Source organism: Marivirga aurantiaca, from assembly GCF_016679925.1.
In the GTDB taxonomy this organism is placed as follows: domain Bacteria; phylum Bacteroidota; class Bacteroidia; order Cytophagales; family Cyclobacteriaceae; genus Marivirga; species Marivirga aurantiaca.
This window is the reverse complement of record NZ_JAEQBW010000004.1, coordinates 1-12,366: the sequence shown is the minus strand read 5'-3', so window position 1 is coordinate 12,366 and position 12,366 is coordinate 1. Positions and strand designations below refer to the sequence as shown.

10 protein-coding genes are annotated in these 12,366 nt (G+C 38.2%); 2 read left to right on the top strand and 8 right to left on the bottom strand.

Translation table 11 applies throughout. The features are described 5' to 3' along the window. Window positions 1–2: 2 nt before the first annotated feature. The 3 genes from JKA74_RS10345 to JKA74_RS10335 all read right to left on the bottom strand — a co-directional run bounded on the left by JKA74_RS10345 (window position 3) and on the right by JKA74_RS10335 (window position 4,792). Window positions 3–3,068 carry a TonB-dependent receptor gene (locus JKA74_RS10345; protein WP_201431122.1) on the bottom strand — a complete coding sequence of 1,022 codons (3,066 nt, stop codon included), beginning with the start codon at window positions 3,066–3,068 and terminating at the stop codon, window positions 3–5. 108 nt (window positions 3,069–3,176) lie between these two features. Beyond that, a complete protein-coding gene (locus JKA74_RS10340; protein WP_201431121.1) occupies window positions 3,177–4,142 on the bottom strand; it encodes a FecR family protein in 966 nt (321 codons plus the stop codon). A gap of 80 nt (window positions 4,143–4,222) precedes the next feature. Then, entirely contained in the window at window positions 4,223–4,792 is a 570-nt protein-coding gene (locus tag JKA74_RS10335; protein ID WP_201431120.1) for an RNA polymerase sigma factor, read from the bottom strand. 165 nt (window positions 4,793–4,957) lie between these two features. Between JKA74_RS10335 and JKA74_RS10330 the strand changes: the two genes are divergently transcribed. Beyond that, the gene (locus JKA74_RS10330; protein ID WP_201431119.1) at window positions 4,958–5,857 is read left to right on the top strand and encodes a DUF4097 family beta strand repeat-containing protein; all 900 of its coding nucleotides are present in this window, start codon (window positions 4,958–4,960) and stop codon (window positions 5,855–5,857) included. Window positions 5,858–5,866: 9 nt separating this feature from the next. Here the strand turns inward: JKA74_RS10330 and recG are convergent, their stop codons facing one another. From recG to JKA74_RS10310, 4 genes are all read right to left on the bottom strand, one after another. After that, window positions 5,867–7,960 carry an ATP-dependent DNA helicase RecG gene (gene recG / locus JKA74_RS10325; protein WP_201431118.1) on the bottom strand — a complete coding sequence of 698 codons (2,094 nt, stop codon included), beginning with the start codon at window positions 7,958–7,960 and terminating at the stop codon, window positions 5,867–5,869. Between the two features lies 1 nt (window position 7,961). Further along, window positions 7,962–8,543, bottom strand: coding sequence for a gliding motility lipoprotein GldD (gene gldD, locus JKA74_RS10320; RefSeq protein ID WP_201431117.1), 582 nt, complete (start codon window positions 8,541–8,543; stop codon window positions 7,962–7,964). Window positions 8,544–8,822: 279 nt separating this feature from the next. Continuing rightward, a complete protein-coding gene (locus JKA74_RS10315; RefSeq protein ID WP_201431116.1) occupies window positions 8,823–10,235 on the bottom strand; it encodes an aldehyde dehydrogenase in 1,413 nt (470 codons plus the stop codon). A gap of 182 nt (window positions 10,236–10,417) precedes the next feature. Continuing rightward, a complete protein-coding gene (locus JKA74_RS10310) occupies window positions 10,418–10,777 on the bottom strand; it encodes a cupin domain-containing protein (protein WP_201431115.1) in 360 nt (119 codons plus the stop codon). A gap of 138 nt (window positions 10,778–10,915) precedes the next feature. On the opposite strand from JKA74_RS10310, the gene JKA74_RS10305 reads away from it, so the two are divergent. After that, window positions 10,916–11,320 carry a hypothetical protein gene (locus JKA74_RS10305; RefSeq protein WP_201431114.1) on the top strand — a complete coding sequence of 135 codons (405 nt, stop codon included), beginning with the start codon at window positions 10,916–10,918 and terminating at the stop codon, window positions 11,318–11,320. A 14-nt stretch (window positions 11,321–11,334) separates the two neighbouring features. Here JKA74_RS10305 and JKA74_RS10300 read toward each other — a convergent pair whose 3' ends face one another. Further along, a complete protein-coding gene (locus JKA74_RS10300; RefSeq protein WP_201431113.1) occupies window positions 11,335–12,210 on the bottom strand; it encodes an alpha/beta fold hydrolase in 876 nt (291 codons plus the stop codon). Window positions 12,211–12,366: the final 156 nt, after the last annotated feature.

Sequence of the window (12,366 nt, the reverse complement as noted above, 5' to 3'; positions counted from 1 at the left end):
GTTTAGAAATTGAATTTTACGCCTACACGTGACCACCAGGAGTAGAATTCCCTTTGAATGTACTGATCTCCTGAGCCTTGATAAACTTCAAATGGCTGATTGGTAAGGTTCATAATTTCCCCAAATACCTGGAATTTGTTATTAAAACGGTAAGCTCCTGTTAAATCAACCTGCATTCTGTTTTTCACATATACATCTTCCTCAGCATCTCCTCCTAATTCTGAAAGGTATTCACCGTTGAAATTTGCCGAAGCCCGAATGTTGAACTTACCATAATCATAAGCGAGCGAGAAATTTCCTACGTGGGCAGCTTGCCCCGGTAATCGGATTTCTTCTGAGCCAAATTCTTCTGTTCTGCTGGCAATATTTGCTGCTGAACTGGTGTAAGTATAGTTGGCATAAATTCCAAAGCCTTTTAATGCACCCGGAAGAAAAGTCATATTTTGCTGATAGGCCAGCTCGAAACCTAATAATTCGGCAGTCTCTCCATTTCGGGATTGATTTAAGACCACATTAATATTGCTGATGGTAGAATCATAGCGCTGAGTGAAGATGAAATTATCGAGGTTTTTATAGAAAAGGCCTGCGGAGATAATTCCTACGGTTCCAAAATAATGCTCTCCCATTAGGTCAATATTGTAGGCTGTAACAGGTGCAAGTTCAGGGTTTCCTATGCTTCCTTCCCTGGCGTTTAACTCAACTTCCTGAGATGGAACAATATCTTCAAAGTTTGGTCTGGAATAACTTGCCGTTGCAGCAAAACGAATATTGGTCAGTGGATTTAGCTGGTATTTAAAATGAATTTGAGGAAGTAAAAAATCGTAAGTAACTCCTCCGTTTACCGGATCGATTCTATCCAGATCTCCTTCCACATCAAAAATAGCTGCCTGAGAATTGTAGGTTACTTTTGTGGTTTCATAACGCAATCCGCCTAACGCCATTAACTTATTAAATTCAAGTTTCGTCATTACATAAGCAGCATACACATCTTCTGCTGCTTTGTAGGATTCCACAGATTCCGCTACCAGCTTATCCTCCACTTCCAGGGCAAAACCATTTCGGTTGGCATTGAAGAAAGTATTAAATTGAGAAACATCTACATTTCTGTTGATCTGGAATTTTCCATCTAAGAAATTGTTATCCAGAGTTCCTCCTTCAAAAAAGTTAAGTGTGAAATCTTCTGTGGCTCCATTAATTTGAATATCGCCTCCTTCCCATGAATAAACATTCTCAGTAATACTAAAGCTCTTTTCTTTCAACCTGATTTTACCACCAAACTTCAAAAGACCGTCAGCGTCACTTAATCTGTAAGGAATACCTACATTGATTTTTGCTGTTTTATTAACATCTAAAGCATAGCTGTTTCCAGTAGCTAATTCATCAAATTCATAGATAGTGTTATCCAAATAATCAACTCCTTCTACATTAAAGGTTGGAAATTCCGGATTGGTAGAAAAATCAACTCCTATTTGGTCTACTTCAGCCAAAAAAACGGTCTCCGTGTCAAAAGGTGTATCCTGATAGGCCTCAGAATATGACACTTCGTAATCTAATGAAAGATTAGAGAAAGAGTGCTTTCCTCCGAGGTTAAAGCTGCTCACAATTTGTTTTTCCCAGCGGTCTTTGCTGGCCCTTTCAATTTCAGTATCCTCGAATGGAGAATCGTCCTCATTTGGAATAAATAGATAGGTTCTTCTTTGCTCTCTGTCCTGGAAGTTGTTGTAGATTCCGCGGAAATAAAGGTTATTATTGGCATTGATGTTATAATCCAGCGTCCCGCTTAAACCGCTTCTACTTCTTTGCAATGTATAGTCTCTTAATTCTAGTTCACCGCCATCTCTTTCCCAGTTATCGGAACCCCGATCTGTATAGTAATGGCTTGCATTAAGGAGTAACCCCAATTTGCCTTCTGCTCCGAACCTTTGTCCGTATTGTAAAGAACCTTGTCCATTGGCTTTTTCTATCAGGTTGTTGTAGCCTCCTATTAAGGTACCACTAATACTTGGCGTGGTAGATTTTGCCGTTCTGGTAATCAGGTTGACGGAACCCCCGATGGCATCTCCATCCATATCAGGCGTAAGTGCTTTTGTAACTTCAATGGAAGCTAGTTGATCAGCAGGAATGGCATCTAGCGCTACAAAACGTACCCCTGCTTCCGGGGAAGGTATTTGCTCTCCATTGATACTGATGTTTGTAAATTGCGGTGCTAAACCACGTACTAAAACATAGCGCCCTTCACCCTGATCTCTTTCAATATTAACACCCGGTACACGTTGGAGTGCTTCCGCTACGTTGGGGTCAGGAAAACGACTGATCTGATCAGCGGCTACAATGTTTTTAATATTATCTGCATTTTTCTGTTGATTAAGTGCTTTTTGCTGCCCTTCAAGGTTACCATAAGTCACCACCTCGCTTAAAGCCACGCTCTTGGGCTGCAGCTGGATTTCACCTATTATCAAAATATCGCTTTCAGGTATTGCTATGTCTATTACTTTGGTTTCATAGCCCAAATAGCGAATTTCCAGTTGCTTTGCCTGAGTTTTCAGCATAAAGTTAAACTCTCCCTGAAGATCGGTTACAGCTCCATAAGTCTGACCAACCACTACAACACTTGCTCCTGGAAGAGGCTCTGATGATTGGGCGTCAATTACTTTACCAGTAACAATTCCCCAGGTTTCTTGCTGTATTTTTAATCGATTAGCAAAATTTTGCTTTCTCTCAGTCACAACAATGCTGTTATTGATTTGCTTAAACTGAAGCTTTGTTTTACCGGAAACTTCAACAAGTATTTCCGCCACTGATGCCTTACGTTTACTGATTTGAATTCCTTCTTTTAGCGATACTTTATGCGTGCTATACATAAATTTAAAAGAAGTGTTTTTCTCTATATCAGCAAATAATTCAACCAAACTACCATATTCAGCAGCCACTGAAATAATTACATCTTTTACATTTTGCGCTTTTACTTTTTCCGCGAGTAAGGCACTGCTGACGTAGCATGTAATTAAGAAACCGAAAAAGGTGTATTTACTCAGCATAAGTATACCTCTCTGTAAATTTTTTTTCATAATTTTAATTGTTTGTTAAGACTCCGTTGTTTTAATAAATAAGTAAGTTCCAATTGCAGTTGGAATTTTTAAGAGGGTGTTGCAGCACCCTCTTTTTGTTGATTATTTTTAGCATCCTTTTCCTTTTAGTGTGACTTGCTGTTTTGTAATTTCATAATTAATACCAAAGGTTTCTTTTAAAACCTCCAACACATTCGGTAGCTTTTCCTTAATGAACTGCCCTGTAAAAAAGCACTTTTCCAAAGCTTTATCTTGCAGTACTATTTTAACATTGTACCATTTTTCTAACTTCTCAGCTACTTCAAGCATGGGTGTATCCTTGAAAATTAATACACCTTTTCTCCAGCTTAATTCGCTCGGGCTTACCGGCTGCTTCTCAAGCTTCCCCTTTTTTAAAAACACCTGTTGATGTTTTTCAAGTATAACCACATGATTTTCATGTTTTACCTCCACTTTACCCGAAACCACACTGACAGATTGTTTTAGGTCCTGATAAGCATTTATATTGAAGGAGGTGCCCAATACTCTTGTTTGAATTGGTCCTGTAGATATTATAAAAGGTTTTTGCTCATTTCGCTTTATTTCAAAAAAGGCTTCCCCTGTTAAAGTGACCGTCCTGTTATCTTTTGAAAATTTTTCCGGGTACCGCAGCTCACTTCCGGAATTGAGATATACCAAAGAACCATCGGGCAGCGTGAATTTTATTTTCTGGCCATAGGCGGCAGTTTGTGTGAGCTGAGCGGGTGGCATGTTTTTAAACAAGAGCCAGGCTGAAGCTAAGCCTACAAATAGGATGACAGAAGCAGCAAATCTTAAAATTCGCTTGTTTTTTAATCTCGAGGAGATTTGCTTTTCTAATTTTACTCCATCAGAAATTTTTCGGTATACTCTTTCTTTATCAAAAGAGGGAGTATTTGTTAAGCGGGTATTTTTCCAAACATGTTTATATTCCGCTAATAATATTTTATTGGCCGGGTCTTCCAAAAGCCACTCTTCAATGAGCTGTTTTTCCTTTTCAGAAGCTTCATTTGCAAAATATTGTGCCAATAGACTATCTGTAATTCTATGCTGCATATTTGGGGTATTTACATAGAAGACACATTTCAGCACCTTACACCCTTACGCAGCCTTGTTAACAAATCATTACAAAATGGTTACTTGTGGTAATATTCCTTATAAGAACTCTTCTGAAATGCTTCACGCATCAGTTTAAGTGCTTTTCCCATGTGTGATTCCACCGTTTTAACAGAAATTTTCAGGATTTCGGCAATCTCTGCATAGGTAAAGCCTTCTTCTCGTTGAAGCAGAAAAACGGACTTTACAGCAGGAGGAAGAATATTGAGAATTTGCATTATTCCTTCAACATTTTCCTCCGAAATTAATTTGTCTTCCGGGGATTCATCAATGTCTTCGAAATCAGTTGAGCTAGAAAAAGAGAAAAACATGTTATAGTTTCTCAGTGCATTTAAAGATGCATTTTTTACCATCTTAAAAAGAAAAGCTTTCACTTGATGATTAATTTGAATATAAGCTCTTCTTCTCCATAGCTCTATAAAAATGTCTGCAACTACCTCCTCTGTAGTTTCCTGATGATGGGTTATTTGAAATGAAAACTGGCATAAGGAATTGAAATACCGATCAAACAATACTTTTAATGCCTGCTCATCATCATTTTTGATATGCATGATTAATTGTAAATCCGTTTGTAAGGCTATAATTTTCATCTATTAATTACTGCTTATGCAAACATGAGATTCTATTTTGGTATTTTGGGAAAAGTGCTGTTATCAAATTTTTAATTAATTGTTTATACCAATTTTATCTACAATAATCTGGCATTCATAGAAATCACATAACTTCTGTACTTAATATGCGTAACAGAATTCACCATGAGCAATAAGTTATATCCACTTTCTACATTTTGCCTTCTGATTTGGTGTTTTAACAGCTTTGGACAAGAATTTCATAAGCATTTTGAAGTAGCCGAATCTCAAGGTACTGAAAAAATGTTTCTTACATTATCCAGCAACGAAGGGGTTTCATACCTTAAAAGTGTCCGCTCAGGAAAACCTTTGGAAATATATGGGGGAATTGAAAATGATCTGGCTACCAATAGTTTTAAAGTACAGGAACTCGGCAATACGAAATATGTAGAAGCCAATCTTACCTGCAAGGATCATGTAGGGATTGATTTTACAAAGACTCTGACAAGCAGTCTCTTTTCAGACAATAGCTCTTCCAAAGAAAAGTGGCAAATAAACCTCTCAGAATCTATTAATTATGATTTGAATCTGAGTTATTTAATGGGCTCTGCGGAGATTGACTTATCCGGATTAGCAGTGGAACGTTTAAAAATAAACTCCGGAAGTGCAGATGTACTTGTCAATTATTCCGAAGAAAGTATGAATTCTGTAGCAATGGATACTTTTTTTGTAAAAGTAAACCTGGGGGATATTACCATTGAAAATCTTCATTTATCTTTAGCAAAGGAGGTCATTGCTGAAGTAGGTTTTGGATCTATTTATTTGAACTGCGGTGAAACATGGAATACAAATAGTAATATTACTGCCTCAGTAGGGGCTGGTAGCATGATTATTCAATTACCCCCTGATGATGTTCCGGTATTAATTAGAATTAAAAATTCAGCATTGTGCCATATCAAATTAGCCAAAGGTTTTGAAAAAATAGGTCACAACGTGTATGGTAATTCTTCCTATTTAAAAAGCTCTAATAATTTTCTGGAATTTTCGATAGATGTAGGGATGGGAAGTATTTCCTTTATTGAATAAAAACTGCCCCTAACTTATCCTGCTCCAATTAACTGATTTCTTCTTTTGGTTTTCAATCTGTAGTTTTATCGGCTGGTTTCCTTCATGCCCAAGCTCAGGATCCTCCTGGATTATTTTCTGCGCAGCTTGCCGGGAAATGCTCAAAATGGGTTCATCTTCCCTTAAATCTCCCAGAATTAAATCCATCTGACCACTTTGTTGTGTACCCATCATGTCTCCCGGACCACGCAATTGCATGTCCACTTGCGCAATTTCAAACCCATCAGTAGTGCGCACCATGGTGTCAACTCTTACTTTGGCTTCCTTACTCAATTTATAGCTGGTAACCAATACACAATAGGATTGCTCCGCTCCTCTGCCCACCCGGCCCCGTAACTGGTGCAATTGGGCCAGACCAAACCTCTCGGCATTTTCAATAATCATGACAGAAGCATTTGGCACGTTTACTCCTACTTCAATCACGGTGGTAGCCACCATTATTTTAGTTTCACCTTTTACAAAACGAGCCATTTCAAAATCCTTGGCATCCGCTTTCATTTTTCCATGCACAATGCTAATAGGGAACTCCGGAAAAGCCCGCTGTACACTCTCGTAACCATCCATTAAGTCTTTCAAATCCAGTTTTTCTGATTCTTCAATCAGTGGATACACAATGTAAACCTGCCTTCCTTTTGCTACCTCTGTTTTTATAAAACCATTTAATTTCAACCTATTGGCATCATATTGATGTAACGTCTTGATCTCTTTTCTACCTTTGGGCAATTCATCAATGGTAGAAATATCCAGATCACCATATACAGACATGGAAAGTGTTCGAGGGATGGGTGTAGCTGTCATGATTAGCACATGCGGAATAAACGTTTCATTCTTTTTCCAAAGTCTTGCCCGTTGAGCCACTCCGTAGCGGTGTTGTTCATCCACAATGGCCAGCCCCAGGTTCTTAAATTGAACCACATCTTCCAGCAATGCATGCGTACCCACTAAAATCTGTAATTCCCCGGAAAGTAAATTCTCATGAATTTTTCTTCGGGCTTTCGTTTTTGACGAGCCCGTGAGCAAAGCAATGCTCACTCCTATTTTATCTGCAAACTCCTTTAAGCCCTCATAATGCTGGCCTGCCAGAATTTGTGTGGGGGCCATTAATGCCACTTGTGCACCACTATCAATTGCAATGAGTGACGCTATGAAAGCTACAATTGTTTTTCCACTACCCACATCGCCTTGTAGCAAACGATTCATTTGCTTTCCACTTTTAAAATCTACAAATATTTCCCGGGTTACTTTTTTTTGTGCCTCTGTCAGCTCGAAAGGCAAATGCAATCGGTAGAATTCCGTCAGTAGATCCGTTTTTGCCAAAACCTGACCCCTGAATTTCTCCAGCCTGATTTTCTTTTGCATAAGCAGGCGCAGTTGCATAAAGAAAAACTCTTCAAATTTCATTCTGAAGCGGGCTTTTTGTAACACCTGAGCATCCCTGGGAACATGAACTTGTGCTACAGCATCTTTTTTAGTCAAAAAAGCATATTGCTGTAATATTGACTGAGGTAAAGTTTCTGGGATTCGGTTGTAGGCTTCCTTTAAAAGAGTTTTTTGCAAATTGAAAATGGCCTTGCTGTCCAAAAATTTCTTGCGCAATGTTTCTGTGGTGGAATAAACCGGTTGTAGAAAATGGTTACTTTGAAGTGCCGGGGTCAGTACTTCTATTTCCGGATGTGCCATGGTATACTTACTACCAAAACGATTGGGCTGGCCAAAAACCACATAAGTAACTCCTGACTTTAATTTTGGGCTAATCCATTTAATCCCCTGAAACCAGACCAGCTCTACGCTTCCGGTGCCATCACTCAAATGGATCACCAATCTTTGTTTCCTTCCCTGGCCTACAAGCTCTCTTCCGATAATTTGACCTTTTACCTGCACATTGGGCATGTGTTCGTTAAGCTCTTTAATGCTATAGAATTTTGTTCGATCCTCATAGCGATACGGATAGTGCTGTAATAAATCCGCATAGGTAAATATGTTGAGTTCTTTATTGAGCAATGCAGCCTTTTGAGGGCCTACACCTTTTAAAAATTCTATTGGTGTATTAAAGAAAGATGACATCTCAATTCCACTCCAGGGTATTCAGTGCATGAATGATATCCTTTTTCACATATTCTATAACTGGTGCCAACGAATCATTCTCGGTGGATGTACGAAAATATAGAGCTCCTCTTAAAAAATGTGTGGTGGAATCTGTTGTATAAAACTGAAACTGACTGGGGACATCTCCTTCCAATTCCGCTACAGAAACTGTTTTCCCACTAGGTGTTACCAATATAGTTTCTTCAATGGAAGTTGCTTTTATTTGGTGCTTGGAAGTTAATTTATAAGCATCATCAATATTAGTTCTCAATGAATCACGGTTATTATTCAAGGCCTTATAGGTAATATGGACTTCCGCCACCATTTCGGGATAAAACAAAGCAAACCAATAACGTTCGTGTATGAAAGAGCTATCCGGTAAAATCTTTGCGTGTTGAGAATATTCAAAGCTAAAAGGGAATGAATCCGGTAAGGGCTGAAAGGCATGTTCAGGCAAATCAATCCTGTTAAAGCCCTTTGGCTTGGGATAATATGACTCCTCGCAAGCCAATAATAAGAAAAAACCGAAACTTAATAAAAGTAAATATTTGATCAATTTCATGTGTATATATTTGCTTTTTAATGGTCACATGCCCCAAAGGGATCCCTTGGGGAGAATTCAATAAATTTTATTCATCCTCGCCTGTCCCGACAAATCGGGAGTTGGTATATTGAGGATTCTAAAATTTATGCTCATTTCATAGCTACAAATATATCAGGTTTTAATGGATTATGCCCTTTCAATAAGTATTTGATTGAAATTTAGGTTCCCACGCCTGAGTTAAAAATGTTTCATTCTTCTTCAAAGAACATTGTGGTTTCAGTAGCCTTAGGTTAAATACTAATTCATTAATTTCCGGACTATTTTCATGCTCAAGGCATTAAAAGGTGGATACTTCTTGCGCAAATCAAACCAGGTACCGGATTTCATAATTGATTTTTCATGGGAAAAAGTGTTGAAGCCTGCTTTTCCGTGGTAATTGCCCTGACCACTATTGCCAACACCTCCAAAAGGTAAACCGGGATTACTCAGGTGGACTACTGTATTATTAACAGCTCCTCCTCCAAAAGGTATTTTACTGATAAAGTTATCCTCGGCCTTTTTGCTTTCCGTGAATACATATAGTGATAGCGGATTGGGATTTTTGGCAATCATTGCATAAACCTCCTCTTCCGAAGTAAAAGTGAAAATAGGCAAGATTGGGCCAAATATTTCCTCCTTGAATAGCTGATCCCCTTCATTGATACTTTCAACCAAAGTCGGTTCTATTTTTCTTTGGGCATCATCAAAAGCTCCTCCAAAAATTATATTTCCTTCTTTTAGAAAAGCCTTGAGTGTATCATAGCGTTTTTCATTTACTATTTGGGTAAGGTCTTTACTTTCAAGGGGAGATATACCATAAAACTGCATGATACAAGCTTTCAATTCATCCACAAATTCTGCTTTCACACTTTCATGCACCAGCAGATAATCAGGTGCCACACAAGTTTGTCCGGCATTCATCATTTTGCCAAAAATCACCCGTCTCGCAGAAATTTCCAGGTTGGCCTCCTTATCTATAATGGCTGGTGATTTTCCACCTAATTCAAGTGTGGTGGGTACTAGTTTAGCCGCTGCCAGTTGGGCAATGATTTTACCTACCGGCACACTTCCTGTAAAAAACACATGGTTAAAGGTATGATTCTCCATTAATTGCGGTACCACTACTTTTCCTTCTCCCATTATGACTGCAATAAATTCCCGGGGAAAAGCCTCCCCTATCATTTTATAAATGAGCGTAGAGGTGTGGGGCGTTTCTTCCGGTGGCTTTATCATACAGGTGTTTCCTGCGGCAATAGATGCTACAAGCGGAGCCATCAATAACTGGAAAGGATAGTTCCATGGGCCTATAATCAAGGTTACTCCTTTTGGTTCATATAAAATTTTGCTTCTGGAAGGAAAATGCATGATGGAAGTACTGACACGTTTGGGTTTCATCCACGACTTCAAATGCTTAAGGTAATATTTAATTTCCTCATACATAAAACCGACTTCAGTAACATAACTTTCAAATTCAGGTTTTCCAAAATCAGTTGCCAGCGCTTGAATTATTTCCGCCTCATGCGCTTTGATCAATTGCAATAGCTTGTTGAGCTGGCCTTTCCTAAACTCATAGGGCCTGGTTTGATGCGATTGGAAAAAAGCTTTCTGTTTTTCAAATATGGCTTTTTGTTCTTCTTGAGAGGTGTTTTGTATATTTAAAGTGGTGTTCATCTTTTGTTGTTTTGGCTGTAATTCACAATTTAGTCAATGCTTGGGAATTACATTCTGGTTAATGGATAAATTCTTCAACGGCAATTAATCCGACATGGCATATGTAGGGGTTCCAAATTTTATTAACTTCATTAGCCTAACGTATTGTTTCATTTGTAGTTTTTAAGAGAAGAATTACTCCTTTAAATTCTATCTGGTTTTTCTACTGTCAAAGCATGCTTAACATTCCCGGTATGTTGAATGTTTGCCGGCTCAAACAGCATCAGCAAAACTTCTTCCTCAGCAATTGGTTTGTGCTCTACTCCTCTGGGCACAATCAGCATTTCTCCTTCATTTATTTCTACTGTTTTCTCTGCAAATTCGATTTTCAGCTTACCTTTTACCACAAAAAACAATTCGTCCTCCTCCTGATGATGGTGCCAAACAAACTCCCCTTTCACTTTGGCTAGTTTGATTTGCTGTCCGTTTAATTCTCCCACAATTTTGGGGCTCCAATGATCACTAAAGAGGCTAAATTTTTCGGATAGGTTTATTATTTCCATAGCTTTAGATTGAGTGGTTCTTTTCCTGTATGAAAATAAGCATTTTTCTTTTCTCAAAAGAACAAATCACTATTATTCAGACGTAAAGCTCCAACCCATTTTATGAAAACAGGGTTTATTAATAGTAAATAAACAGGTATGAGAAACTTAACACTTACAATAATTGCGGCAGCTCTTGCTTTATTTTCCTGTAAAGAAGAACCGGTTGACCTATCCTTGAATAAATTACATGGGAGTTGGTTGTTAGTAGAATCATCTTATAGCATCGGTGATGCTCAGCAACGCTGGCAAAAGATTGAAGGAGGGTATATCTATAATTTCAAGAATGATGGCACTTTTTCTTCCACTAGGTTCGAAGACTGTGAAGGGAGGAATTACTCAATGGACAACAATGTGTTGACCCTGGTATTTGATTGTGAAGGAGACGAGTTGGAAGCAGTAGAAGCCGGAAACTTTTACGATGGTTATCTTGAGCTCTCTCCTATTAGTCCCACCAGATGTGTGGAAGGCTGTAAAAATAAGTTTAGGAAAATCAGCGATTAAACAAGCTTCCGCGATTACGGTTGGCTTGTAAATTCCTTAATTGCCCCCACCACTTTTTCAGGTTCTTCCTCCTGAGGAAAATGCCCACTACTTTCAAGCCTGACTGTTGCAGATTTAGAAAATCCTGACTCAAATTTTTCCAGGTGCTTTGGTTCAATTATAGGATCTTTCATTCCCCAAATGAATAATACAGGTTTTTTGTGGGAAACTACTTCTCGCTGGGCCCAAAGCTCTTCAAACCAGTCTTGATCATTGAGAAGTGATTTTGCAAAAGCGAGGGTTCCATTTCGCTGTTTTCTATTAGCAAAAGGCCTGGTATATTGTTTCAAAGTTTTCTTTGGTAGCTTCTTATCTCCAAATGATTTTGGTAAAATAAAACGCGCTGAAAAATTGAACCTTTTATACAAAAATGGCAGAATCGGGCTTTTTAAGATCTTACTAAGCTTAATAAACTCCGGCTCATTTTCACTGCTCCACAACCAGGAATTTAAAACAACGATACTTTTAACTTTTTCCGGATAGTGTAGGGCAAAGTTAAATCCGATGGGTCCGCCAAAATCGTGTAATACCAAAGTAACATCACTCAATTTTTTATCCAGAATAAACCTTTCCAAAGTTCTGGAATGATTGATGGTTGAATAGTCGTAATTTTCCGGTTTATCAGAAAGACCAAAACCTATATGGTCAATGGCAATGCACCTGAAACTATCTTTTAAACCCTTCACAAGCTTTCTGAAATCAAAGCTCCAGGAAGGCGTTCCGTGTACGAATAAGATTGTTTCTCCTTTGCCTTCTTCAATGTAATGAAGCTGATAATTGTTTATTTCAAAATAATGTGACTTAAATGGATATTCTGTATTATCGAGCCATTTATACTGTTTTCCCTCCATGTCCAATGAATTCTAAAATGTAAAAGAAAGATTTAATTGCCAAAAATAGTTGGTAAAATGCCTTAAAACTGATTGTAAACAACTGATATTAAGATAGATATACTTATTTTGACTAGAGCTCATTGAAATGTGTTTCAATGAGCTTTTTTTTGTATA